Source organism: Paenibacillus sp. RS8 (assembly GCF_041956825.1).
Lineage (GTDB): Bacteria > Bacillota > Bacilli > Paenibacillales > Paenibacillaceae > Paenibacillus_AQ.
The window spans coordinates 859,609-884,564 of record NZ_CP168131.1; the positions used below are offsets into that span (position 1 = coordinate 859,609).

General features: G+C 45.2%; 25 protein-coding genes and 1 other annotated feature. Of the genes, 1 reads left to right on the top strand and 24 read right to left on the bottom strand.

The window, feature by feature from the left end; translation table 11 throughout:
• Positions 1-63: 63 nt before the first annotated feature.
• From rpoB to cysE, 15 genes are all read right to left on the bottom strand, one after another.
• Positions 64-3,609: a DNA-directed RNA polymerase subunit beta gene (rpoB, locus tag ACDZ28_RS05225; protein WP_042131231.1), complete on the bottom strand. Its 3,546-nt coding sequence runs from the start codon at positions 3,607-3,609 to the stop codon at positions 64-66.
• Between the two features lie 423 nt (positions 3,610-4,032).
• Positions 4,033-4,632, bottom strand: a complete 600-nt coding sequence (locus ACDZ28_RS05230) for a class I SAM-dependent methyltransferase (RefSeq protein WP_375104146.1) — start codon at positions 4,630-4,632, stop codon at positions 4,033-4,035.
• A 112-nt stretch (positions 4,633-4,744) separates the two neighbouring features.
• Positions 4,745-5,104, bottom strand: coding sequence for a 50S ribosomal protein L7/L12 (gene rplL / locus ACDZ28_RS05235; protein WP_042131233.1), 360 nt, complete (start codon positions 5,102-5,104; stop codon positions 4,745-4,747).
• A 66-nt stretch (positions 5,105-5,170) separates the two neighbouring features.
• Positions 5,171-5,674, bottom strand: a complete 504-nt coding sequence (rplJ, locus tag ACDZ28_RS05240) for a 50S ribosomal protein L10 (RefSeq protein WP_042131234.1) — start codon at positions 5,672-5,674, stop codon at positions 5,171-5,173.
• A gap of 64 nt (positions 5,675-5,738) precedes the next feature.
• Positions 5,739-5,891 (bottom strand) — a sequence feature (ribosomal protein L10 leader region).
• A gap of 67 nt (positions 5,892-5,958) precedes the next feature.
• Complete coding sequence (gene rplA / locus ACDZ28_RS05245) at positions 5,959-6,651, bottom strand: 50S ribosomal protein L1 (RefSeq protein WP_036680504.1); 693 nt, start codon at positions 6,649-6,651, stop codon at positions 5,959-5,961.
• An 82-nt stretch (positions 6,652-6,733) separates the two neighbouring features.
• The gene (rplK, locus tag ACDZ28_RS05250; RefSeq protein ID WP_042131235.1) at positions 6,734-7,159 is read right to left on the bottom strand and encodes a 50S ribosomal protein L11; all 426 of its coding nucleotides are present in this window, start codon (positions 7,157-7,159) and stop codon (positions 6,734-6,736) included.
• 75 nt (positions 7,160-7,234) lie between these two features.
• Positions 7,235-7,768, bottom strand: coding sequence for a transcription termination/antitermination protein NusG (gene nusG / locus ACDZ28_RS05255; RefSeq protein ID WP_036680499.1), 534 nt, complete (start codon positions 7,766-7,768; stop codon positions 7,235-7,237).
• 21 nt (positions 7,769-7,789) lie between these two features.
• Positions 7,790-7,981: a preprotein translocase subunit SecE gene (gene secE, locus ACDZ28_RS05260; protein WP_036680497.1), complete on the bottom strand. Its 192-nt coding sequence runs from the start codon at positions 7,979-7,981 to the stop codon at positions 7,790-7,792.
• 20 nt (positions 7,982-8,001) lie between these two features.
• The gene (gene rpmG / locus ACDZ28_RS05265) at positions 8,002-8,151 is read right to left on the bottom strand and encodes a 50S ribosomal protein L33 (protein WP_076099620.1); all 150 of its coding nucleotides are present in this window, start codon (positions 8,149-8,151) and stop codon (positions 8,002-8,004) included.
• Positions 8,152-8,542: 391 nt separating this feature from the next.
• Positions 8,543-9,187 carry an RNA polymerase sporulation sigma factor SigH gene (gene sigH, locus ACDZ28_RS05270; RefSeq protein ID WP_036680496.1) on the bottom strand — a complete coding sequence of 215 codons (645 nt, stop codon included), beginning with the start codon at positions 9,185-9,187 and terminating at the stop codon, positions 8,543-8,545.
• Between the two features lie 158 nt (positions 9,188-9,345).
• A complete protein-coding gene (locus tag ACDZ28_RS05275; RefSeq protein WP_076121171.1) occupies positions 9,346-9,867 on the bottom strand; it encodes an NYN domain-containing protein in 522 nt (173 codons plus the stop codon).
• Between the two features lie 2 nt (positions 9,868-9,869).
• Complete coding sequence (gene rlmB, locus ACDZ28_RS05280; protein ID WP_042131237.1) at positions 9,870-10,634, bottom strand: 23S rRNA (guanosine(2251)-2'-O)-methyltransferase RlmB; 765 nt, start codon at positions 10,632-10,634, stop codon at positions 9,870-9,872.
• A gap of 37 nt (positions 10,635-10,671) precedes the next feature.
• Entirely contained in the window at positions 10,672-11,106 is a 435-nt protein-coding gene (locus ACDZ28_RS05285) for a Mini-ribonuclease 3 (RefSeq protein WP_042131238.1), read from the bottom strand.
• Positions 11,103-12,512: a cysteine--tRNA ligase gene (gene cysS, locus ACDZ28_RS05290; RefSeq protein WP_042131239.1), complete on the bottom strand. Its 1,410-nt coding sequence runs from the start codon at positions 12,510-12,512 to the stop codon at positions 11,103-11,105. Before cysS ends, ACDZ28_RS05285 begins: the two co-directional genes overlap by 4 nt.
• Before the next feature lie 48 nt (positions 12,513-12,560).
• Complete coding sequence (gene cysE, locus ACDZ28_RS05295) at positions 12,561-13,253, bottom strand: serine O-acetyltransferase (protein ID WP_042131240.1); 693 nt, start codon at positions 13,251-13,253, stop codon at positions 12,561-12,563.
• A 111-nt stretch (positions 13,254-13,364) separates the two neighbouring features.
• Between cysE and ACDZ28_RS05300 the strand changes: the two genes are divergently transcribed.
• Positions 13,365-13,517, top strand: a complete 153-nt coding sequence (locus tag ACDZ28_RS05300) for a hypothetical protein (protein WP_170880370.1) — start codon at positions 13,365-13,367, stop codon at positions 13,515-13,517.
• Positions 13,518-13,761: 244 nt separating this feature from the next.
• On the opposite strand, the gene gltX is transcribed toward ACDZ28_RS05300, so the two are convergent.
• From gltX to ACDZ28_RS05345, 9 genes are all read right to left on the bottom strand, one after another.
• Positions 13,762-15,225, bottom strand: a complete 1,464-nt coding sequence (gene gltX, locus ACDZ28_RS05305; protein ID WP_042131241.1) for a glutamate--tRNA ligase — start codon at positions 15,223-15,225, stop codon at positions 13,762-13,764.
• 54 nt (positions 15,226-15,279) lie between these two features.
• Positions 15,280-15,768, bottom strand: coding sequence for a 2-C-methyl-D-erythritol 2,4-cyclodiphosphate synthase (ispF, locus tag ACDZ28_RS05310; protein ID WP_042131242.1), 489 nt, complete (start codon positions 15,766-15,768; stop codon positions 15,280-15,282).
• Positions 15,765-16,463 (bottom strand): 2-C-methyl-D-erythritol 4-phosphate cytidylyltransferase, encoded by a 699-nt coding sequence (ispD, locus tag ACDZ28_RS05315; protein ID WP_042131243.1) that lies wholly within the window; start codon positions 16,461-16,463, stop codon positions 15,765-15,767. Before ispD ends, ispF begins: the two co-directional genes overlap by 4 nt.
• Before the next feature lie 95 nt (positions 16,464-16,558).
• On the bottom strand, positions 16,559-17,647 hold the full coding sequence (locus tag ACDZ28_RS05320) for a PIN/TRAM domain-containing protein (protein WP_042131244.1): 1,089 nt from the start codon (positions 17,645-17,647) through the stop codon (positions 16,559-16,561).
• A gap of 180 nt (positions 17,648-17,827) precedes the next feature.
• On the bottom strand, positions 17,828-18,565 hold the full coding sequence (gene pssA, locus ACDZ28_RS05325; RefSeq protein WP_042131245.1) for a CDP-diacylglycerol--serine O-phosphatidyltransferase: 738 nt from the start codon (positions 18,563-18,565) through the stop codon (positions 17,828-17,830).
• 64 nt (positions 18,566-18,629) lie between these two features.
• A complete protein-coding gene (gene disA, locus ACDZ28_RS05330; RefSeq protein WP_042131246.1) occupies positions 18,630-19,706 on the bottom strand; it encodes a DNA integrity scanning diadenylate cyclase DisA in 1,077 nt (358 codons plus the stop codon).
• A 14-nt stretch (positions 19,707-19,720) separates the two neighbouring features.
• Positions 19,721-21,088: a DNA repair protein RadA gene (gene radA / locus ACDZ28_RS05335; RefSeq protein ID WP_060625849.1), complete on the bottom strand. Its 1,368-nt coding sequence runs from the start codon at positions 21,086-21,088 to the stop codon at positions 19,721-19,723.
• A gap of 292 nt (positions 21,089-21,380) precedes the next feature.
• Positions 21,381-23,849: an ATP-dependent protease ATP-binding subunit ClpC gene (gene clpC, locus ACDZ28_RS05340; RefSeq protein WP_042131248.1), complete on the bottom strand. Its 2,469-nt coding sequence runs from the start codon at positions 23,847-23,849 to the stop codon at positions 21,381-21,383.
• A gap of 35 nt (positions 23,850-23,884) precedes the next feature.
• Complete coding sequence (locus tag ACDZ28_RS05345) at positions 23,885-24,949, bottom strand: protein arginine kinase (protein ID WP_042131249.1); 1,065 nt, start codon at positions 24,947-24,949, stop codon at positions 23,885-23,887.
• Positions 24,950-24,956: the final 7 nt, after the last annotated feature.

Below are 24,956 nucleotides of genomic sequence, written 5' to 3' on the forward strand. Positions count from 1 at the left end.
GACTGTTACATCAAAAGAGGGCGCGGTCCTTTATAAAATGGAACTCTAAAGCTCCTAGCGTGATTATTCTACTCCGACTTCTGCGCCTTCTAAATTGAGGCTTAGCTTGTCGCCTGACGTCTCGTCCTCATCGTCCAATTCTCTCATTTCAATTTCCTGCTCGTCACCGCTAAGAATCTTAACATCCATACCCAGGGACTGCAGTTCTTTGATCAATACTTTGAACGATTCAGGAACACCTGGTTCCGGTACATTTTCACCTTTGACGATGGATTCGTACGTTTTCACGCGACCAACCACGTCATCGGATTTCACGGTCAAAATTTCTTGCAATGTATATGCAGCACCATAAGCTTCAAGCGCCCACACTTCCATCTCCCCGAAACGCTGTCCACCAAACTGAGCTTTACCACCCAGCGGCTGTTGCGTAACTAATGAGTAAGGACCTGTTGAACGGGCGTGAATCTTATCATCAACCATGTGCGCCAGTTTAATCATATGCATGACGCCGACAGTAACTTCACGTTCGAAGCGTTCACCTGTCCGACCATCGTACAATACAGTCTTACCATTACGCTGCATACCTGCTTCTTCCATCGTATCAAACACGTCGTACTCACGCGCTCCGTCAAATACCGGCGTTGCAATGTGAATACCCAGACGCAATGCGGCCATACCAATATGGACCTCGAGCACCTGTCCGATGTTCATACGAGAAGGAACGCCTAGAGGGTTAAGTACAACCTGTACTGGCGTACCGTCCGGAAGGAACGGCATATCTTCTTCTGGCAGGATACGGGCAACGACACCCTTGTTACCGTGACGTCCGGCCATTTTGTCACCCTCAGAGATCTTACGTTTCTGAGCGATATAGACACGAACCAATTGATTTACACCAGGAGGCAGTTCATCACCGTTCTCACGTGTAAATACTTTAACGTCCACGATAATACCATCACTACCGTGAGGAACGCGTAAAGAGGTATCCCGTACTTCACGAGCCTTCTCACCAAAGATAGCGTGCAGGAGACGTTCTTCTGCTGTCAGTTCAGTTACACCCTTCGGAGTAACCTTACCAACCAGAATGTCACCAGCGCTGATTTCCGCACCGATACGGATGATTCCACGCTCATCAAGATTGCGCAGAGCTTCTTCACCCACGTTTGGAATATCACGAGTAATTTCTTCAGGCCCCAGTTTAGTGTCACGAGCTTCAGATTCGTATTCTTCGATATGGATCGAAGTGTATACATCTTCCTTAACTAGTTTCTCACTTAACAGGATCGCATCCTCGTAGTTGTAACCTTCCCAAGTCATGAACGCAACGACAACGTTGCGGCCAAGAGCAAGTTCGCCCATTTCTGTGGAAGGACCATCTGCCAGGATATCACCTTTCTTAACAATGTCCCCTCTTTTAGCAAGAGGACGTTGGTTAATACAGGTACCTTGGTTAGAACGCATAAATTTGTGTAATTTATATTTAACGATATCGCCTTTAACTTCTTTGCCTTCGACTGTTTCAACCCGGCGCAGCCAAATTTCATTAGCTGAAGAACGTTCGATAATACCGTCATACTTAGAAACAACACATACGCCAGAATCCTTAGCGGATTTATGCTCCATCCCTGTTCCGACCAGCGGAGCTTTAGGAATTAGAAGTGGAACGGCTTGACGCTGCATGTTAGATCCCATCAGTGCGCGGTTGGAGTCATCGTTCTCAAGGAACGGAATGAGCGCCGTAGCGACGGATACGACCTGTTTAGGCGAAACGTCCATGTAATCTACACGATTACTTGGCATCGTTGTAATGTTGTCAGAGTCTTTATTGTAACGAACGATTACCATGTCTTCCTTAAAGGAGCCATCTTCGTCGATCAATACATTAGCCTGAGCAACTACATAATTATCTTCCTCATCAGCAGTCAGATAATCGATTTGTTCAGTTACCTTACCTGTCTTTGGATCTACCCAACGATATGGAGCTTCAATAAAGCCGTATTCGTTGATACGAGCAAAGGTAGACAAGGAGTTGATCAATCCAATGTTCGGACCTTCCGGTGTTTCAATTGGACACATCCGACCGTAGTGACTGTGATGGACGTCACGAACTTCAAAGCCCGCGCGCTCACGTGTCAAACCACCGGGTCCGAGTGCAGATAGACGACGTTTATGCGTAAGTTCCGCAAGCGGGTTCGTCTGATCCATAAATTGAGACAACTGAGAGCTACCGAAGAACTCTTTAATGGACGCGATAACCGGACGAATATTGATCAGAGCTTGAGGCGTAATTGCATTAGCATCCTGAATCGACATTCTTTCACGCACAACGCGCTCCATACGGGACAAACCGATACGGAACTGATTCTGAAGAAGTTCACCCACAGAACGCAGACGACGGTTACCCAAATGGTCAATATCATCGGTATTACCAATTCCGTGAAGCAAATTAATAAAGTAGCTGATCGAGGATATAATATCAGCTTGAGTAATGTGCTTAACAGACTTGTCGATGTTGCCGTTAGCGATCAGCTTAATAACCCGACCTTCTTCAATTGGCGAGAATACGTCAATCGTCTGAAGAGGAATATCTTCGCTGTCCATAACCCCACCAGTAACACGGTAGTTTTTAAAGGCAACATTCTTTTCGAAATATGGGATCAATTCATCAAGCAGTCTGCGATCGACCATTTGGCCGGACTCTGCCAGGATTTCTCCTGTAGCTTCGTCAACCAAAGGCTGAGCAAGACGTTGATTGAAAAGACGGTTCTTAATGTGTAGCTTTTTATTGATTTTGTAACGGCCTACATTGGCTAGGTCGTAGCGTTTTGGATCAAAGAAACGCGCGACCAGCAAACTTTTGGCATTGTCTAGTGTCGGCGGTTCGCCCGGACGCAAACGCTCGTAAATTTCAATAAGCGCCTTCTCCGTGGAGTCCGTGTTGTCTTTATCCAGCGTATTGCGAATATATTCATCATTGCCAAGCAATTCCAGAATTTCGGCATCACTACCGAAACCGAGAGCACGCAAAAGTACGGTAACAGGAATTTTACGAGTCCGATCGATACGAACATACATAATATCCTTAGCGTCGGTCTCAAGTTCCAACCAGGCTCCGCGGTTCGGGATTACTGTGGCGGTGTAGGTTTTTTTGCCGTTCTTATCCACTTTTGTGCTGAAATAGACGCTTGGAGAGCGAACCAACTGGCTGACAATAACCCGTTCCGCACCGTTAATAATAAAAGTGCCGGTCTCCGTCATCAGCGGGAAATCTCCCATGAACACTTCCTGCTCTTTGACCTCACCGGTCTCCTTATTAATGAGCCGCACCTTTACACGCAGAGGAGCCGCATACGTCACGTCCCGCTCTTTAGCGTCGTCAACCGTATATTTTGGTTCACCCAGGCTGTAATCAATGAACTCTAGTACCAAATTACCTGTGAAATCCTGGATCGGCGAGATGTCCTGAAACATTTCCCGCAATCCTTCCTCCAAAAACCAATCATACGATTTTTGTTGGATCTCGATCAGGTTCGGGACCTCGAGTACCTCGTTAATTCTCGCATAGCTCCGCCGAGTGCGTCGACCATACTGAACAAGATGTCCTGCCAACTTTACTCACCCCTCATGTCTACTCACTTAAAAATTGATTGCGAACCCTTGTTTGGAACCGTATAATGGAACCATACTACAAGGATTCAGTCATAAATAAAAGAAAAGCCCTTATCGAAATCTTCGAAAAAAGAGCGCACTTATCCATGACCAAAATACTCCTTATCCAGTAGATTTGCCCAAAACGTACATATTATACGTCACCAAGCAACAGTTTATGCGCTATTATCTATTACCGCGTAACACTCGCTACGCCAGAGCATAGAGAACCAATTCGCACAAAACTTGCCGTACGGCTTGCGCTAGCCGGCGACAATATATCGCTTGACATTTTCAGCAAACTAAAGACATGGAGCCTATCTTAATACTGACATTTTATAATAATACCATTATCACTATCACATGTCAATAACCTATTGATTTTTATTTCTGAGCTTTAATAATACGATAACCTTTATCTTTCCCCACTTCTTCCACATTCGAGAACAAGCTTTCAAGTTTAGCTACCGCTGACGGAGCACCCTGCTTCTTCTGAATAACAATCCACAGAAAGCCACCCTCATTCAAATGATCATAAGCTTCTTCAAAAATCTGATGCACTACAGCTTTTCCTGCACGTATCGGAGGATTGGTAAGAATCACATCGAACTTTTGTTGTTCATTCAATGCGCCGAGTACATCGCTTTCCATTACCGTAACATTCCGGATTCCATTGTACTGAGCATTCTCACGCGCAAGTTCTACCGCACGACTGTTAATATCAATCATCGTCACTTGCCCTTTGGGGGCTAGGTATGCTGCACTTATGCCTATCGGTCCATATCCACAACCCACATCAAGCACTGCCGAACCGTCCGGAATGATCATAGCTTCAATAAGAACTCGGCTACCGTAATCGATATCTCCTTTAGAGAAAACACCCGCATCGCTCGTAAAACGAAAGCTTTTGCCTCTTAGAACGGTGTCGATGGTACGTCTGTCATGACGCACTTCCGGTTGCTGCGAATAATAATGTTGCGACATCTCTATCCTCCCTTTCCTTTATGTTAATAGTTTGTATTTACAAAACCCTACTAACTCTATTTATAAAATAAACCCCTTGAACAAGTTCAAGGGGTTTTCAGTATAGAAGGAATTACTTCACTTCTACAGCTGCGCCTGCTTCTTCCAATTTTGCTTTAGTAGCTTCGGCTTCTTCTTTGCTTACTTTTTCTTTGATTGCTTTTGGTGCGTTGTCTACAAGGTCTTTAGCTTCTTTCAAGCCAAGGCCTGTGATTTCGCGAACGATTTTGATAACGTTGATTTTGGAAGCGCCAGCGCCTGTCAAAATTACGTCAAATTCGGATTGCTCTTCAGCAACTGCTGCTACCGCACCGCCAGCTGCTACTGGAGCTGCTGCAGTTACGCCGAATTCTTCTTCAATTGCTTTAACCAGGTCGTTCAGTTCCAATACGCTCATGCCTTTAATTGCTTCCAAGATTGCTTCTTTACTCATGATTGAACCTCCATTTATAATTTAAATTTGTTTGTGGTAATGATTTATGCTGCAAGAGTCAAAGGCTTACGCGCTTTGTTCTTCTTTTTCAGCAACAGCTTTAACTGCAAGCGCGAAGTTGCGCATTGGAGCTTGAAGTACGCTAAGCAGCATGGACAGCAAACCATCGCGGGATGGAAGCTCAGCCAGTGCTTTCAGTTGGTCCGCGTCGATGACACGTCCTTCTACTACGCCGCCTTTCAATTTCAAAGCGTCGTTTTTCTTGGCGAAATCGTTCAAAATTTTAGCTGGAGCTACTGCATCAGTTGCGCTGAATGCGATAGCTGTTGGACCAGTCAAAACTTCATCCAACTCAGTCAACTCAGCCGCAGCAGTTGCGCGACGTAGCAATGTGTTCTTCAGGACTTGAAACTCAACGCCAGCTTCACGAAGTTGCTTACGCAGTTCAGTCACTTGGGAAACGTTCAATCCACGGTAGTCCGCTACAACAGTCGAAAGACTGTTTTGCAGTTTCGCAGTAACAACGTCAACCGCATCCTGTTTTGCTTGAATTACTTTTGCATTTGCCAATGTATACACCTCCTGAAAATTTATGTGTCGGCGCCCTTTCCAAGGAAAGCATCACCGCTCCTACGCAGGCATTAGAAAAGCCTCCGCAGAATCACGAAGGCTTGATAAAACGAAAGTTATACGAGCGAGCTCGTTACTTCTTGTTTCTATCACAACACCTCGGTAGGGAATTAAGCACTAAGGCACCTACTGTCTACGGTAAGCATATTCAAGGTTAAGATTGATACCTTAAGTTTCACAACTGTTATAGATTATCAAAATTGACTCAAAGAGTCAACCCTTATTTATCTGAAGACGGTTGTGTTCACACGAGCGCTAGGACCCATTGTGGAAGAAATCGAGATGCCTTTAAGGTATACACCTTTAGCAGCAGCTGGTTTCGCACGGTTCAAAGCGTCGATAAGAGCTTTAAGGTTATCGTTCAATTGTGCAGCATCAAAGGACACTTTGCCGATTGGCGCGTGAATTTGACCCGCTTTGTCGAGACGGTATTCGATTTTACCGGCTTTGATTTCTTGCACAGCCTTGGAAACATCGAATGTAACTGTGCCAGCTTTAGGGTTAGGCATAAGACCTTTACCACCAAGCAGACGACCTAGTTTACCGACTTCACTCATCATGTCAGGTGTAGCTACGCAGACATCAAATTCAAACCAGCCTTGTTGAATTTTGTTGATCATGTCTTGATCACCAACAAAATCCGCGCCAGCAGCTTCTGCCTCTTTCGCTTTTTCACCTTTTGCAAATACAAGCACGCGTTGTGTTTTACCAGTGCCGTGAGGCAGGACAACAACACCACGAACTGCTTGGTCTTGTTTACGCGGGTCTACACCCAGACGAACTGCTGCTTCAACGGTTTCGTCGAATTTTGCAGTCGCTGCCTTTTTCACAAGCTCTACAGCTTCTGAAGGCTCGTAAGTTGCTTCGCTGTTGATCAGCTTAGCAGCTTCTTGGTATTTCTTACCATGTTTAGCCATGAAAATGTTCCTCCTTTGTGGTGTTAGCGGAAATTCCTCCCACATACTTGCGGGTCACGAATGACCGATTCTTCGAAAACTACTAGTCTTCGATTGTGATACCCATACTGCGAGCAGTACCTTCAACCATACGCATTGCAGCTTCTACAGATGCAGCGTTAAGGTCGGGCATTTTTGTTTCAGCAATTTCACGAACCGCTGCGCGGCCGATTTTTGCTACTTTTTTCTTGTTTGGTTCGCCGGATCCTTTTTCTACTTTAGCAGCGATGCGAAGCAGAACAGCAGCCGGAGGAGTTTTAGTGATGAACGTAAAGGAACGGTCTTCAAATACTGTAATTTCAACCGGAATGATCAAGCCAGCCTGGTCGGCAGTACGAGCATTAAATTCCTTACAGAATGCCATGATGTTGACACCTGCTTGACCTAACGCCGGACCTACTGGAGGCGCTGGATTCGCTTTCCCTGCAGGAATCTGCAGTTTCACCATTTTAATAACTTTTTTAGCCATGAGTGACACCTCCTTGCAAAAATAGTGGTCTTCGAACGCCATTAGCGCTCTCCCACAAGAAACCCTTAGCTTATGTTATATTTTCTCCACTTGAGTGAAATCCAACTCTAGCGGGGTTTCCCGTCCAAACATGTTAACATGCACTTTAATCTTGCTCTTGTCAGCCAAAATTTCTTCCACGGAACCCACAAAATTCGCAAACGGACCAACCATAATACGTACGGATTCCTTGATTTCGAAATCAATCTTCGCTTTAGGTTCAACCATGCCCATATGCTTCAGAATTTGTTCTACCTCTTCCGGAAGCAAAGCTGTCGGTTTAGACCCTGAGCCTGTCGAACCAACAAATCCAGTAACGCCCGGAGTATTGCGGACAACATACCAGGAATCATCAGTCTGAACCATTTCCACCAAAACATAACCCGGGTAAACTTTACGCATGACGGTTTTTTTCTTACCGTCTTTGTTTACGATTTCTTCTTCCATAGGAACAAGAACGCGGAATATTTTGTCTTCCATGCCCATGGACTCAACGCGCTTTTCCAAATTGGCTTTGACCTTATTCTCATACCCAGAATAGGTATGAACGACATACCATCTTTTTTCCATATCAAGCCACCTGGGACCTCTCTAAATAATCGCTTCAATCACAGCGGAAATACCGATGTCCAGAACCCAGAAGTAAATAGCGACAACTACAATTGTACCGAGAACGATCAATGTATAGTTGGTCAATTCTTTACGACTTGGCCAGCGAACCTTTTTGAGTTCACTCCAGCTCTCAGTGAAAAAGGAAAACATAGACTTGAAACTACGTTTCATGCCGACTACACCTCCACAGACTATCTGGTTTCGCGATGAGGAGTTTGCGAGTTACAATACTTGCAAAATTTCTTCATCTCCATGCGGTCGGGGTGATTTCGCTTGTTTTTGGTAGTCGCATAGTTTCTTTGTTTGCAACTTGTACAAGCCAAAGTGATAATTACCCGCATGATGTGCACCTCCCGAGACGTCCTTCTAACTAAACAATTAGAAGACGTAAATATTGATCCTAAAAAAAGCCGCGAATTTAGGCCTACCTAAAACACTTTAGCATAATGTCAAGGTCTGTGTCAACGAAAGAATTCCGTTCTGCACTGGGTAATTTCGGGTGTTATAGTCATATGGCCGTACCCTGTCTTTGGGTCTATCTCTTCCTCACACTTCGCTGTCTTCCTTATCATTATGGGGTATTCCGACTGTGTATAAACCTACCCTCAACGGCAACGACTAAAATCGACTCAAATAGGAATTTATGGTATTAGACCCTAATTCTATCCGAGCAATTTCATGAGACTAAAAAAAAGAACTCGATGTACGAGCCCTCTTGTGTTCATTATATCATTAATTGTCGCGCACTTCTAGATATCTTTCTAATTTCCGCTTTACACGTTGTAAAGCGTTGTCAATAGATTTGACATGCCTCTTTAGATCTTCAGCAATTTCCTGATAAGATCTTCCGTCTAAGTACAACATTAGAACCTTACGCTCTAGGTCACTTAAAATCTCTGCCATCTTATCTTCAAGTCCAATGAATTCTTCTTGATTAATAATTAGTTCTTCTGGATCTAGAACCTGAGTTCCACAAATGACATCCATAAGCGTTCGGTCAGAATCTTCATCATAAATGGGCTTGTCCAAAGAAACATAAGAATTGAGCGGAATATGCTTCTGACGAGTGGCCGTCTTAATAGCGGTTATAATTTGACGTGTAATGCAGAGCTCAGCAAAAGCTTTAAATGAAGAGAGCTTGTCACCTTTAAAGTCACGAATAGCCTTATATAGACCAATCATTCCTTCTTGAACAATATCTTCACGGTCTGCCCCGATCAAGAAATAAGAGCGGGCTTTAGCACGTACAAAATTACGGTATTTATTAATTAAGTGTTCCAATGCGCCACTGTCGCCACCACGGAAAGCCTCGACAATATCTTCATCACTTATGAAATCATACTCAGACAGCATTATTTCCTTGAGGTCGACACTCACCAAGAATCCCCCCGGCTGCAACGCAAGACACATCGTTACTTCGCGAAATATAGGATCAGTATATATTATGTTACCTTACATCGTCAACCGGATTTGTCCAAAAACAATCTGGAATAGCATATAATGGAATAAAAATATTACCTAAATCTTCCCAACTATCACTGTCTACGCCAATTTTCCAGTTTACTCCGCACATCAGGTGGCAGTTTGTCTCCTAAAGAATGACGTGTAGAACTGATACTTCCCGGTTCGATAGCCTTTTTCACTTGTTTCTGATTCTCTTCAATCTCTAGATGTAATTCTCTTGCAGAAATCCGCAGTGCACCTTGAGCAAAAATAATATGCTGCTCCACTAAGTCACTCGTTGCAACATAGATTTGGCGACGTCGGTTGCTAAATTCCCCAACCAGTCGCTCGATGCACTCGTCTGCGGTTTCTTTTTCCTTGGTGAAAAACACCTGGACTTTGCCTTGGACAAATGACCGTCCCAATCCTGGAACGCGGTATGCATCAAACACAGCAATAACCCTTCGTCCTGAGTAAGCCTGGTAATCAGCCAGCAAATCCATCAAGCGGTCGCGTGCTTCCTGCATACCAATCTGGGACAGTGCCGCAAGTTCCGGCCAGCCACCGATCATATTATATCCGTCCACAAGCAGCACATCACGCCAGTCGGCCATAGTTATCCCTGCTGTTGCCGAAGGCGTACCACTTCATACATAATGACTCCTGCGGCGACAGAGGCATTTAATGAATTGATCTTTCCGGCCATCGGCAGTTTAAGTAATACATCACATTTCTCACGAATCAGGCGTCCCATCCCTTTATTCTCATTACCGATTACAACAGCTACCGGTCCTGTGAAAATATTGGATCCAAACAGATTCTGATCTGTATCCACATCTGTACCTACTACCCAGACTCCCTGCTCTTTCAGACGATCAATGGTCTGACCTAGGTTAGTCACCCGCGCAACCGGAACATATTCAACGGCACCCGCCGATGTTTTGGAAACGGTAGCAGTAATCTGAGCCGAACGACGTTTAGGTACAATTACTCCATGCACTCCAGTACAATCTGCTGTCCGCAGAATGGATCCCAGGTTATGTGGATCTTCGATCTCATCCAGCAAAATTAGGAATGCAGGCTCTCCTTTAGCTTCTGCTGCAGCAAGCAAATCATCTACCTCGACATAGGCAAAAGGTGCCGCTTGAGCAACTACCCCTTGATGTTGAACTCCTGGAGCGAGTTGATCCAGCTTACGCTTGTCCACATGTTGAATGACAATCCCCGCTTTGCGTGCTTCAGCGACGATTGGTGCAGTCAGATGCTTCTGAGCCGTTTCTGCGATCCATATTTTGTTTAGAGTACGACCCGCACGAAGTGCTTCAAGCACTGAATGCTTCCCAGCTAATATTTCCTCTTCTGTCTTCAAATCTTCTTCCATGTCCACTTCTCCTATTCTCTATTTCACAAAAGCCTTATCACGGCTGATTCAACATAAACTGTATACCACTGTGTACAATTTCTTGTATTCGCTCTTGTTGACCTGTGTAGTATAAGTAACCAATCAGGCACTCAAAAGCAGTAGCATGACGGTATTCAAGCACATCTGCATTCTTAGGAATACTTCCCGACTTAGCGTTTCTCCCCTGACGGGCGACATCCTTTTCCTCTTCTGTGAGATTCGGCTCCAAAAATCCAAGAATGGCACTCTGCGCCTTAGCGGATACAAGTCCTGTAGCAGAGCGATGCAAATGGTTTGGGCGTAAATTCGGAAGAGATACTAAATACTGACGAACTGACACCTCGTAAATAGCATCTCCTACATAGGCAAGTACAATTGGTGAGAGGAGTCGCGCAGGTTTGGAAGGCTCGTAAGGAAACCACCCGTTCTGAAACTTGCGTTCCTCACTCATTTACGCCGCCACCGCATTCCTTGCGGAGTATCCTCAAGCAATATGCCCAAGCGGCCTAATTCATCACGAATCTCATCGGACCGGCTCCAATTCTTATTCTTACGTGCTTCAACCCGCTCCGCGATCAATCGTTCAACTTCTTCACTCGCGATCTCTTCTTCCTCATGCTCAGGTGTCAAACGCAGCACAGCATTCATTTCCCCAAAAGCTTGCAGCAACGCAGCAAAATCAGCAGGGGCTGCTTCACTATTCGCAAGGGTATGGTTTGCAAGACTCACCCAATCAAACATAGCGGTAATCGCATCAGGGGTATTAAAGTCATCCTGCATTTTAGCATGAAAATTGGCCACTATAGCAGATAATTTATCGTTAATCTCTAAGCTCACTTCACCTTGGGCAACTTCTGCAGCAAGCTCAAGACGATGCTTAACATTGCTCTCAGCTAGAGAGATACGCTCTACGCTCTTTTCGGCTGAAGTCAACGAATCAACAGAAAAGTTCAAAGGATTACGGTAATGTGTCGAGAGCATGAAGTAGCGGATAGTTCCAGCTTTAAATTGCCCACGGATATCTTTTACAAGCCAACCATTACCAAGGGATTTGGACATTTTCTCGTCCCCGATATTGAGAAATCCATTATGCATCCAGTAATTAGAGAGTGGTTTTCCTGTCAGAGCTTCTGTCTGAGCGCATTCGCATTCATGATGCGGGAACTGCAGATCTTGTCCGCCACCGTGGATATCAATTGTATCTCCTAAGAACTCTCTTGCCATGGCCGAGCATTCAATATGCCAGCCTGGACGTCCATTCCCCCAAGGGCTTTCCCAATACACTTCACCTGGCTTCGCCGCTTTCCATAGTACAAAATCCTCAGGCTTCTCTTTACGTGAATCAACCTCTACACGAATACCAAACTGTAATTCATCTAGATTCTGACGAGACAGCTTACCATAGTCTTCAAATTTGGAAGTGCGATAGAATACATCGCCGCCGCTTTCATATGCGTACCCTTTTTCCTCAAGGTCTTTAATAAATTTAATGATCAGATCCATGCTTTCTGTAACCCGCGGATTCAATGTCGCCGGCTTCACTCCAAGTCCTTCGAGATCCTCAAGATAGGCAGCGATAAAAATCTCCGCAACCTCCGCTACTGTTGTATTCATTTCCTCTGCTTTGCGTATCAGTTTATCATCTACATCCGTGAAATTCGTGACATACCGTACCTCATTGCCAAGTTGCTCCAAATAATTCCGGACCATATCAAAGACAATAATAGGTCTAGCATTTCCGATATGCATATATCCATAAACGGTTGGACCACATACGTACATTTTCACTTTGCCCGATTCCTGGGGCACAAACTGCTCCTTGCTGCGTGTCATTGTGTTGTAAATTTGTAAAGCCATCCTATTCCAACCCTTTCTGTTGTCCCGATTCCTTAGTACCGGATATGCTTAAATTTCGTAATCACCAATATACTGCTGAGTTTCAGCCAGTCGCTGTGCGGTCTTTTGCTTATCTTCTTCGCCAAGCTTCTCTCTGATCTCTTCGATTTCTTTTTGCAAAAAACGAAGTGAATCTACGAGCGGGTCTGGCATCTTGGTATGATCCAAACGATCGGATACACGTTCACCGTTTCGTTTTACTACACGGCCCGGGTTCCCTACTACCGTACTGTTATTTGGCACTTCACGCAACACAACTGCATTAGAACCTATATTTGAATTGTCGCCGATACGAAACGATCCTAATACCTTCGCACCAGAACCAATAACTACATTGTTGCCAACTGTGGGATGACGTTTACCTTTTTCTTTCCCTGTTCCCCCGAGTGTAACCCCTTGATAGATAATAACATCATCACCGATTTCACAGGTTTCTCCAATAACAATCCCCATACCATGGTCGATAAACAGCCTATTTCCGATGACGGCTCCGGGATGGATCTCAACACCGGTCATAAATCTACTAAACTGTGAGACCAAACGGGCCATTGTATACCAGCGGCGTTTGAAAAAAGAATGAGCAATTCGATGACCCCAAATGGCGTGCAACCCTGCATATGTGAAGACAACCTCGAACCAGCTGCGGGCAGCGGGATCGTTATCGAATACCGCCCGAATGTCCGACTTAATATGCTTAAACATCACGGTTCCTCTCTTCTTGACTCCCCCATCTCCTGTTTACAGGTACACAAGGGAGGTATTGTCTCCAATTCATCATTCTTATCATACATATGCTGTGGGTGTTTGCTTGGTTTGTTATATAAAAAAGATACCTCGAAACAAAAAAAGCCCCTGCAGCATAAAGCTGCAGAGACGTTTAACCGCGGTTCCACTCTGCTTGAACGAATCAAACAGGCTGCGTTGTTACCATCGGCAGAGTTCCTTCGTTCCACTTGGCATCATTAACGGCGATGTACCCGGCACGATCTAACGAGCCTTAAGGATCGTTCAACCGTGCAGCTCACAGGCGCATGTTCTGCCCCGGACAAATGAATAACTCCCAGCCCGAAAGGTATCCCTTTCTCGGTTATTCTCTCTGGCAATTGCCTTAATGGACGTACTTCTCCTGATCACAGCTATTATCATATGGTACTATCTTAGCGCAAAAGCTAAGGGACTGACAAGAGGCTTAGTGATAAGTAATCCTGCCTTAAGCTCCCTTAATTTGTGATTTCAAACGTTCGATAACTCGGTTTTGGCCGAGCAAAGCAATCGTTATATTGAGATCACGTCCGTGTGTTTGTCCGGTCAGAGCTACACGGATCGGCATAAATAACGCTTTACCCTTGTGACCTGTTTCCTTCTGTACTTCTTTAATTAGAACAGCCATGTTGCTAGCACTGAAATCCTGACAGGCTTCAACCTTAGCTAGGAAAGCAGACAAGACCTCCGGCACTTGGCTTTCAGCCAGAACCTGCGCCGCTTCTGTTTCTAACTCTAGATGACTGCGGAAGAATAGTTCAGATAACTCTACAATATCAGAAGCAGAGGTCATCTGCTCTTGATACAGTGCTACAAGGCTTTCTGCCCATGCCTGCTGCTCATCATTCAGCTCAGCCGGTATTTTCCCCGCTTTTTGTAGATGTGGAATCGCTAATGCCGAGATCCGTTTAGGATCAGCATGCTTAATATAGTGATTATTTAGATGCGCCAGCTTATTCTTATCGAATACAGCCGGACTTTTGGACAATCGGTCCGCATCAAAAATAGAAATAAGTTCTTCTTTACTGAAAATTTCTTCTTCACCTTCTGGCGACCAGCCCAGGAGAGAAATGAAATTAACCAAAGCTTCAGGCAAATAACCCAATTCGTCATACTGCTCGATAAATTGAATAACGGATTCATCCCGTTTGCTGAGCTTCTTGTGGTTGTCGCCAACAATAAGGGTCATATGACCAAACAAAGGCGGTTCCCAGCCAAGTGCTTCAAAGATCATAAGTTGACGCGGGGTATTGGAAATATGATCTTCTCCACGTAATACATGGGTAATAGCCATCAGATGATCATCAACAGCTACCGCAAAGTTGTAGGTCGGAATTCCGTCCTTCTTTACAATAACAAAGTCACCCATTTCCTTCGTGTCAAAAGAAATGTTGCCCTTTACGATATCATCGAACGCATACGTACGATCTTCTGGTACGCGGAAGCGAATACTAGCTACCCGTCCTTCAGCTTCAAAAGCAAGGCGTTGCTCTTCCGTCAAATCACGGTGTTTACCGGAATAACGAGGAGTTTCTCCACGAGCAGTCTGTTCTTCACGTTCCGCTTCCAGTTCTTCCTCTGTGCAATAGCAACGGTAAGCCAAACCTCTATCCAGCAAATCCTGCCAATATACGCGATAAAGATCCAGACGTTCAGTCTGGCGGTAAGGTCCATACTCTCCGCCAACATCAACGCTCTCATCCCAATCCATACCTAGCCATTTCAAATATTTAAGCTGGCTCTCTTCGCCACCTGCGACATTGCGCTTCACGTCTGTATCTTCAATTCTGATAATGAATTTACCGCCTTTATTACGGGCGAACAGATAGTTAAACAGCGCCGTTCTGGCGTTACCTATATGTAAATGTCCCGTAGGGCTCGGTGCGTAACGCACCCGGACTTGATCCGTCATTATATTCCCTCCGCTTCATATGGTTAAAACTTAGAATTTACTACTTAGACCATCTCAAGATGATATCACATCTTGGAGTAGACAGACAATAGATTGTGCGGCGATTCCTTCGCCACGACCGGCAAAACCAAGCTGCTCGGTAGTGGTGGCTTTAACATTCACCTTGGACGGGTCTGCATGAAGCGCACGAGCAATGATCTCCGTCATTTGAGGAATGTAAGGCGCCATCTTTGGTTTCTGGGCAATAATCGTTGAATCGATATTCCCAAGCTTATAACCACGCTCGCTAGCAAGCGCCCATACTTGTTCTAATAATTTCAAGCTATCCGCGTCCTTAAACGCCGGATCTGTGTCCGGAAAATGTCTGCCAATATCACCTAGTCCAAGCGCGCCTAGAATAGCGTCACTTACTGCGTGCAGCAGCACATCTGCATCGGAATGTCCCAATAGTCCTTTTTCATATGGAATCGTAACTCCTCCAATAATACAAGGCCTTCCCTCTACCAGTTGATGTACATCAAATCCTTGTCCTACAGCGATCATGATTGTCCCTCTCCCCTGTTTCTTTCTGTGAATTCTGCAAAATCTAAATCATCAGGCGTCGTAATCTTAATATTTCTGTAGCTTCCCTCTACCACAGAAACCGGAATGCCGGCACGTTCCGCTAAACTGGAATCATCTGTACCTAAAAAACCATCCCGCTCCGCTACCGCATAAGCATCCAGCAATTCAGAAAGACGAAAAGTCTGCGGGGTTTGAATCGCCCACAGACTTCGCCGATCCGGCGTAGAAAGTACTTTGCCTTCGTTATCTACCTGTTTGATCGTATCTTTGACTGGTACAGCAAGAACTGAAGCACCGATCTGCTTCGCTCGCTTGTAACATGCCTCAATTTCAATCGGCTGTACAAACGGGCGAACCCCATCATGCACCATTACCCACTGTGTCGTAAGTTTCAACAATCCTTTATGTACAGAATGCTGACGCTCAGATCCACCAGGCACGATAGCCTTAACCTTGTCCAGCTTATAGAGCTGTATCCATTCCCGGCAGCGTTCAATATCTTCCTTACCGGTTACAAGCACGATTTCGGAAATCAATTCGTGCTGCTGAAATACTTCCAGCGTATGAACGATAATTGGTTTACCCTGCAATAACAGATATTGCTTGCTCTCTACAGTCCCCATTCGCGTTCCTCTGCCTGCCGCCACAATGACGACGCCCACACTGTTTGACATTACTCAGGCTCCTGTCTTTCACGTATATTCCCATCATAACGTGTTTGGCGGGCATTTCCAACCCATAGGACAGTTGCCATGCACTTTATCTTTACTTATTGTGCTTTTTCCAAGAGCTTTGGCTTCGCAAATATCATCCGTCCAGCTGAAGTTTGAAGCACACTAGTGACAAGTACCTCCATCGTAGTCCCGATATATTCACGTCCGCCTTCCACAACGATCATCGTTCCATCATCTAAATAGGCTACGCCTTGTCCATGCTCTTTGCCATCCTTAATGACCTGAACTACGATTTCCTCACCGGGCAACACTACGGGCTTTACGGCATTCGCAAGATCATTAATGTTCAGAACTGAGACTCCCTGCAATTCGCATACCTTATTCAAGTTGAAGTCATTTGTAACTACTTTACCTCGCAGTACCTTCGCTAACTTCACCAGCTTACTATCCACCTCAGAGATTTCTTCAAAATCCCCCTCATAGATTAACACCTTCACATCAAGCTCTTTTTGAATCTTATTGAGAATATCAAGTCCCCGCCGTCCGCGATTCCGTTTCAGTAGATCGGAAGAATCTGCAATATGCTGGAGCTCCTCAAGTACAAATTCCGGAATAACAATCGTTCCTTCAATAAAACCAGTTTTACAAATGTCAGCAATCCGTCCATCAATAATCACGCTAGTATCGAGGATTTTATGCTCCTCCAGCCCACGACCTTCCGGCTCAGCCGCTTGTCCCCATCGTCCAGTTGTCCAAAGTGCAGCTAGTTCCTCTTTTTTCTCCAGTCCGATCCGCAGCCCCATATATCCAAAAGCTAACGTAACGGGTACCTGGAGCAGCTGTCCTGCTTTTCCAAGCCAAATCATCGCAGGATATAACAGAAGAGACAGTAGAAGCCCCCCTGTAAGCCCAGCTGCACCTGCAGCCAATTCATTCATTGGTATACGCGAACAGTACAGAACCGCCTCCCGCAGTTTTGAACCTCCCCATTCCGCGCATAAAGACCCCGCAAACAAAAAAATAATGGCACCCAGCACCGTAAATAAAATGCTTCCCTCTACAGGTAAACTTTCACTCAGCTTTTCCATCCCCTTGGGGAATCCTCTTTCAAGCGCATGGTATAGCGAAAAACCAGACCAAGCTCCACATATTAAAGCAAAAGACAATATCACTTTTTTCCACATAACCTAACGCACCTCCTTTTTATTCATCCTTGAATGATCTATACCTCACCAGTATGTTCCAATTTTCAAGACGATAAACTTGGAGTAGCGCTGTAATTGCAAAAAGGCTCTGCCATCCCTAGGGAAGACAAAGCCTTTAGTAATAAATGTATGAATTTATCCTTACTACGAGTGAATGCTTTAACCGTTCTTTGAGTGATACACTTTATCTTCGGAACGTCTTCTACGACGGTGACGGCGTCTTGCTGTCAATCGATCGATGTTTTGTTTAAAACCATATAACGCGTAAATCCCAAGTAAGACGAAGATTAGCTTAGCAATTTCCTCTGGGAATACAACGGCAACTGCCACAGCAACAATAATGACTACTGGCGCACCGACAACCACTTTTTTAGGCAAGCCGACCTTCTTAAAATTAGGATATTTAACAGTGCTGACCATCAAATACGATAAGAGCAGTGTAGCCACGATCATAAACGGAGCGGAAACATCTTTATTAAAAAGAGCTAATGTGGCAAGTACACCACCAGCAGCAGGAATTGGCAAACCGATGAAATAACCAGGAACCCCTGGTTGAACATTAAAGCGAGCAAGGCGCAATGCCCCAAACACCGGGAAAATTGCAGTTACTGTCCAGGCTAATGCAGAATTCAAATCATGCAGGCTTGAAACGTACATAATAACAGCCGGCGCTACTCCAAAGGAAACGACATCAGACAAAGAGTCCAGTTCCTTACCAAATTCACTCTCACATTTAAGTGCACGAGCAACTCGGCCATCCAATCCGTCTAACAGCATAGCAATAATAACCATGATAGCGGCCATGCTAACTTTACCGTCAAACGCCATCATGATACCAAACATTCCGAGCATCAAGTTACCTATGGTAAAAAGACTCGGAATTGATTTTTGTATCATTTCTTCACCTCAATTTTCTCACATTGGCCTTAAATAGCTCCAATATTACGTGATTGTATGTTATTTACATTTGCCTGTCAATAAGAACTTGCTTCTGTAAACGTTTGAGCCCATCCTGAATATTACGAGCTCGCACCTCCCCAATTCCGTCCACTTCATCCAGTTCGGCTATGCTTGCAGACATCAAATTAGGCAGCATTTCAAACCGCTCCACCAGATTATGAATGATCACATTTGGAAGCCGCGGAATTTTGTTAAGCAGACGATACCCACGTGGTGTAACCACTTCTTCGGATGAAATTGCCGTTGAAGAGTAGCCCAGCAATCGAGCAATATGGTTATCATCCATTAGGTCATCATCACTAATACGTTTGAGACCGGCAATAATTTCACGAATTTTATCTTCTTGCTCTTCCTTAGCATAGTCTCTGTATAGGAGCCATGCTTCTTCCTCTGTATTTCCAACCAGTTCTTCCATCTGCATGCTGATTAAGCGTCCTTCGTTGCCTAATTCATTTATATATCGTTTGATCTCCATTTTTATGCGTAGAACCATCTCTACCCGCTGAATCACTCCGACCACTTCGGCCACGGTTACGATTCCCTCATACTCTGAAGCAGACAAATTCGTCAGTCCTTGTGTAAGAACCGCTTTGTACTTTTCGAGGGTCTGAATCGCTTGATTAGCTTTAGCCAAAATAGCTCCGATTTCTTTTAGTGCGTATCGAATGGAGCCTTGATACAGAGTAATGATATTACGGCGCTGTGAAATGGAAACCACCAGTTTGCCTGTTTGCTTCGCTACACGCTCGGCGGTCCGGTGACGAATGCCTGTCTCGATTGATGAAATAGACGAATCCGGAATTAATTGTGTATTTGCATACAAAATCCGCTTTAAGTCTTCACTAAGAATAATGGCACCGTCCATTTTGGCGAGCTCATATAAATAATTGGGCGAAAAATCGCAGTTAATGGAGAATCCTCCGTCTACTACTTCCATCACCTCGGGACTATAGCCAACGACGATTAGTGCTCCCGTCTTTGCGCGCAGCACATTCTCCAGACCTTCCCGAAAAGGTGTTCCCGGTGCCGCCAGTCTGAGCAGATCATTCATATTCTCTAATTGGTTATATTCTTTCATAATCCCTGTGCCCCCTAATCTAACGCGACCGATAGTGCATCTGCTACGGTACTGACGCCTATAATCTGGATATCTTGCGGGTGCTTCCAGCCCTTCAAACTTTTCTCTGGCATAATCACCCGCCGGAAGCCTAGCTTCGCGGCTTCCTTCACACGCATTTCCGCGCGTGAAACACCTCTTACTTCACCTGTAAGTCCTACTTCACCGAAGAAAACATCGTAAGGTTTTGTTGAAATATCACGAAAGCTGGAAGCGATACTAATAGCTACTGCTAAGTCAATCGCCGGTTCATCCAACTTTACTCCTCCAGCCACGTTAAGGTATGCATCCTGATTCTGTAGGAACATGCCCATTCGCTTCTCCAGTACAGCGATAATGAGTGCCATCCGTTGATGATCCATACCTGTGCACATCCGGCGCGGGGAGGGGAAATGAGTAGCAGCGACAAGAGCCTGAAGCTCAACAAGCACCGGTCTAGTCCCTTCCATACTGGCCACGACGGTGGATCCGGCTACACCGAGTGGACGTTCCGACAAGAAGAGCTCAGACGGATTTTCTACTTCTGTTAAGCCCACTTCACCCATTTCGAAAATGCCGATTTCATTCGTTGAACCGAAGCGGTTCTTTACAGCCCGCAGAAGTCTATACGTATGATGCCGCTCTCCCTCAAAATACAGCACACAATCCACCATATGTTCAAGCATCCGTGGGCCTGCAATAGCGCCTTCCTTGGTGACATGCCCAACGAGAACTGTTGCAATTCCCCGAATCTTAGCGATACGCATAAATCTTGTCGTACATTCCCGAACCTGAGTCACACTGCCTGGCGCACTCGTCACTTCTGGCATAAATACAGTCTGAATCGAATCGATCACAAGAAATTGCGGCTGAATTTGTTCAATCGCTTCTTCTATGCTTTCCATATTCGTCTCACATAGTACATATAGCTCAGCTGACAACGCACCGAGGCGATCCGCACGTAGCTTAGTTTGCCTTACCGATTCTTCGCCCGAGATGTACAGCACTCGCAATCCCTGAGTTGTTAGAGCATGCGATGTCTGTAATAAGAGCGTAGATTTACCGATTCCTGGGTCTCCCCCTACTAATACCAGCGATCCTGGCACGATCCCCCCACCGAGAACACGGTTAAGCTCACCTATACCTGTCAGTATGCGCGGTTCCTTGTCACTTTCTATACTTATGATCGATTGTGCCTTTTCTTTACTATGAAAAATAGGGGCATTCATTCCCTGTGTTTTGACTACGCTTTCCGTTTCCTCCACCATGGAGTTCCAAGCTTGGCACCCGGGACATTTACCGAACCATTTTGGCGATTCGTATCCACAATCAGTGCAAAAAAATTTAGTTTTTGGTTTAGCCATTTGTTCTCCTTACGGTCCGAACTTTTAAATTGCGGATATTTTCTTCTAATGAAAGTTTACCATTTCTGCCTCTTTAACGAAAGGTCATTCGGCATTTGTACTAAATGTATATTTTTAAGTGAAAAATTTACAACAAGTATAAACGCCTTCAGCGTCCATATAAGGACGCTAAGCGTTTAAGCAAGAGATATAAGAAATAAAGTATTGTTTCAAACTTATACTTTCTTATATTAAAAAAAGCTCCCACCCCTCTAAAAAACTGAGGAGCGGAAGCCTTATTTATTCCATTTTTTTATTCGGATTCTACTTCTTTTTCAAGCAATGGCGCTACAGGAGCATCCACTTTATTCACTACAAGTTCTCCGCCAACTTCATCAATGTTGAGCGAATCACCCTTTTGGATATTTCCTCGGAGCAATTCCTCAGAAAGACGGTCTTCAATATGCTTCTGAATCGCACGACGCAATGGACGTGCACCAAAGGCTGGGTCGTAACCTTCCTTAGCCAGGAAAGCCTTCGCCGCATCCGTGAGTACGAAATCAACATCATATTCACGCAGCCGCTTGCGCAGCTCATCAGACATCAACGTAACGATTTCAGCAATATGCTTCTCATCGAGGGAATGGAAGACGATGATTTCGTCAATCCGGTTCAAGAACTCAGGACGGAAGCTCTTCTTAAGCTCTTCCATAACCTTGCCCTTCATATTACCGTATTCTGCTCCAGCATCTTGCACAGCTGTGAATCCAAGTGTCGAATTCTTCTTGATCGCTTGTGCGCCTACGTTAGAAGTCAGAATAATTAATGTATTACGGAAATCAACTACCCGTCCTTTAGAGTCAGTCAAACGACCGTCTTCAAGAACCTGCAGTAGAATATTGAATACTTCTGGATGCGCTTTTTCAATTTCATCAAGCAGCACTACAGAATAAGGTTTACGGCGTACCTTCTCGGTTAATTGGCCGCCTTCTTCATAGCCAACATATCCAGGAGGGGCTCCGACTAAGCGGGACGTGGAGTGCTTCTCCATGTATTCCGACATATCAATACGGATGACCGCATTCTCATCGCCGAACATGGCTTCAGCCAATGCACGAGCCAACTCAGTTTTACCTACACCTGTAGGACCGAGGAAGATAAAGGAACCCATTGGACGTTTCGGATCTTTAAGACCTGCACGCGCACGGCGTAGTGCCCGGCTAACTGCCTTAACGGCTTCATCCTGGCCGATCACTCGTTCATGAAGTAAAGCCTCCATGTTAAGCAGACGGTCGGTCTCCTCTTCCTTCAGCTTGCTTACAGGTATCCCCGTCCAGCTAGCTACAACCTGTGCGATGTCTTCAGGTGTAACCTCTGAATCCGTGCGACCCTGTTTTTCTTTCCATTGATTCTTTGTCGTATCAAGCTCTTCACGGATCTTTTGCTCTGTATCACGCAAGGCCGCCGCTTTTTCAAACTCTTGACTCTGCACTGCGGAATCTTTCTCCTTGCGGATATCATCCAAGCGCATTTCAAGTTCCTTCAGATTTGGCGGGATGGTGTAAGAGTGAAGCCTTACTTTAGATCCTGCTTCATCGATAAGGTCAATCGCTTTATCTGGCAGGAAACGGTCCGGAATGTAACGATCGGACAACTTCACTGCTTCCACAATAGCTTCATCCGTAATCTTTACACGGTGATGCGCTTCATAACGATCGCGAAGTCCGAACAGAATTTGGACCGCTTCCTCTGGAGAAGGCTGATCCACCGTAATCGGTTGAAAACGTCGTTCGAGCGCTGCATCTTTTTCAATATATTTACGATATTCGTCAAGCGTAGTAGCGCCTATGCACTGAAGTTCTCCACGGGCCAAAGCCGGCTTAAGAATGTTAGATGCATCAATCGCACCTTCAGCGCCGCCAGCACCGATCAGCGTATGAAGCTCATCGATAAAGAGCACGATATTACCTGCTTGGCGAATCTCATCCATGATTTTCTTGAGGCGGTCTTCAAATTCACCGCGATATTTTGTTCCAGCCACTACTGAGCCCATGTCGAGCGTCATGACGCGTTTGTCGCGAAGTGTTTCTGGGATTTCATTGTTGATAATCTTTTGTGCAAGTCCTTCAGCGATAGCTGTCTTACCAACACCAGGTTCACCGATCAGTACCGGGTTATTCTTAGTCCGGCGACTCAGTACCTGAATAACACGTTCAATCTCCTTGCTACGGCCGATAACCGGGTCTAGATTGCCCTCCTTAGCATAGGCGGTCAAATCGCGCGCAAGACCATCTAGAGTCGGTGTGCTGACATTAGCCGGAGTTCCACTATGACTAGAGGCAGCCTCGCTGCTTCCCAGGAGCTGCAGCACTTGCTGACGAGCTTTATTCAAGCTGATGCCGAGGTTATTAAGCACACGTGCCGCGACACCTTCCCCTTCACGGATAAGTCCAAGCAAAATATGCTCAGTGCCGACATACGTATGTCCCAGCTTACGGGCTTCATCCATCGACAACTCAATCACTTTTTTAGCGCGAGGAGTATAAGCAATGTTCGTAGGCTGTTCTTGACCTCTGCCAATCAGTGTCTCCACTTCGTCCTGGATTTTTTCAAGACCTAGCCCTAAAGCAATTAATGCCTTAGCAGCAATGCCGTCTCCTTCACGAATAAGTCCGAGCAAAATATGTTCTGTGCCAATATTGTTGTGTCCTAAACGAACAGCTTCTTCCTGCGCCAGCGCTAGCACTTTTTGTGCGCGTTCCGTAAATCTTCCAAACATCATATCTCCTGCACCTCCATGAATAGTAAATATCTATATTAATGTTGTGTTCCCAGTGTCTCTCGGAGCAGTTTTGCCCGATACATATCTCGTTCAGTGGCGTTTAACTCATCGCCGAACATCTTTTGCAGAAATCCTGGCTGTGTCTTAACGTTAAGTTCATTTAGCACTGAAATCGAAAGACCTTCCAGAATGCCAAGATCAACCCCAAGTCTCACATCAGACAGTCGTTGTGCAGATTCTTTAAGCTCCATAAGAGCTGCATAACATAAAATCCCATAAGAACGCTTCACTCGGTCGGTTATTCTCAGTGCGGAATCAACAAGCAACCGTTCACGTGCATTTCGCTCATGCTCTATGATCTGCGTAACTACACTGTGAAGATTCTCAATAATTTCACTCTCCGTTTGACCGAGGGTGATCTGATTGGAAATTTGAAAGATGTTCCCTACTGCTTCGCTGCCCTCACCGTAAATTCCTCTTACAGTCAATCCTACTTGGTTCACTGCAGACAATATGCGATTGATCTGATGCGTCATTACAAGTGCTGGCAGATGCAGCATTACTGAGGCACGAAGCCCTGTACCCACATTAGTGGGGCAACTGGTCAAGTATCCTCTTTTATCATCAAAAGCGTAATTGACAGCTGCTTCAAATATATCATCGATCGCCGTCGCACGTTCCCATGCTTCTCTAACCTGAAGACCAGGAAACAGACATTGGATTCGCAGATGGTCCTCTTCGTTAATCATGATGCTGACCGACTCATCTTCATTTAACAAGACAGCCGCGCTGCGCGAATCATTAGCCAAGTTAGGACTGATTAGGTGTTTCTCAACCAGTACCTTTTTGTCCAGTTCATTCACTTCATCAAGCTTTAGGAGTTGAAAAGATCCGAAATCTGCAGCTGCTTCCTCATGAAACACAGGAGCCAACAGCTCTAACACTTCTTCCGATTGCTCTAAGGAAGCCAGCATTGGAAACGGAAGATGCTCTAGATTACGGGCAATACGCATACGACTGCTAATTACAATCTCGGAGTGGCTGCCTCCAGAGCGCATCCAATCACTAAGTGCTTGTTCAGTAAATCGGAGACTTGACATGTCATAT

Bases quoted from the DNA above. Each gene is read 5' to 3' on its own strand.
- ACDZ28_RS05230 (WP_375104146.1), bottom strand. From the start codon at position 4,632: ATGTCGCAACATTATTATTCGCAGCAACCGGAAGTGCGTCATGACAGA.
- rplL (WP_042131233.1), bottom strand. From the start codon at position 5,104: ATGAGTAAAGAAGCAATCTTGGAAGCAATTAAAGGCATGAGCGTATTG.
- rplA (WP_036680504.1), bottom strand. From the start codon at position 6,651: ATGGCTAAACATGGTAAGAAATACCAAGAAGCTGCTAAGCTGATCAAC.
- rplK (WP_042131235.1), bottom strand. From the start codon at position 7,159: ATGGCTAAAAAAGTTATTAAAATGGTGAAACTGCAGATTCCTGCAGGG.
- nusG (WP_036680499.1), bottom strand. From the start codon at position 7,768: ATGGAAAAAAGATGGTATGTCGTTCATACCTATTCTGGGTATGAGAAT.
- secE (WP_036680497.1), bottom strand. From the start codon at position 7,981: ATGAAACGTAGTTTCAAGTCTATGTTTTCCTTTTTCACTGAGAGCTGG.
- rpmG (WP_076099620.1), bottom strand. From the start codon at position 8,151: ATGCGGGTAATTATCACTTTGGCTTGTACAAGTTGCAAACAAAGAAAC.
- ACDZ28_RS05275 (WP_076121171.1), bottom strand. From the start codon at position 9,867: ATGGCCGACTGGCGTGATGTGCTGCTTGTGGACGGATATAATATGATC.
- rlmB (WP_042131237.1), bottom strand. From the start codon at position 10,634: ATGGAAGAAGATTTGAAGACAGAAGAGGAAATATTAGCTGGGAAGCAT.
- ACDZ28_RS05285 (WP_042131238.1), bottom strand. From the start codon at position 11,106: ATGAGTGAGGAACGCAAGTTTCAGAACGGGTGGTTTCCTTACGAGCCT.
- cysS (WP_042131239.1), bottom strand. From the start codon at position 12,512: ATGGCTTTACAAATTTACAACACAATGACACGCAGCAAGGAGCAGTTT.
- cysE (WP_042131240.1), bottom strand. From the start codon at position 13,253: ATGTTTAAGCATATTAAGTCGGACATTCGGGCGGTATTCGATAACGAT.
- gltX (WP_042131241.1), bottom strand. From the start codon at position 15,225: ATGACGGATCAAGTCCGGGTGCGTTACGCACCGAGCCCTACGGGACAT.
- ispF (WP_042131242.1), bottom strand. From the start codon at position 15,768: ATGATCGCTGTAGGACAAGGATTTGATGTACATCAACTGGTAGAGGGA.
- ispD (WP_042131243.1), bottom strand. From the start codon at position 16,463: ATGTCAAACAGTGTGGGCGTCGTCATTGTGGCGGCAGGCAGAGGAACG.
- ACDZ28_RS05320 (WP_042131244.1), bottom strand. From the start codon at position 17,647: ATGTGGAAAAAAGTGATATTGTCTTTTGCTTTAATATGTGGAGCTTGG.
- pssA (WP_042131245.1), bottom strand. From the start codon at position 18,565: ATGATACAAAAATCAATTCCGAGTCTTTTTACCATAGGTAACTTGATG.
- disA (WP_042131246.1), bottom strand. From the start codon at position 19,706: ATGAAAGAATATAACCAATTAGAGAATATGAATGATCTGCTCAGACTG.
- radA (WP_060625849.1), bottom strand. From the start codon at position 21,088: ATGGCTAAACCAAAAACTAAATTTTTTTGCACTGATTGTGGATACGAA.
- clpC (WP_042131248.1), bottom strand. From the start codon at position 23,849: ATGATGTTTGGAAGATTTACGGAACGCGCACAAAAAGTGCTAGCGCTG.
- ACDZ28_RS05345 (WP_042131249.1), bottom strand. From the start codon at position 24,949: ATGTCAAGTCTCCGATTTACTGAACAAGCACTTAGTGATTGGATGCGC.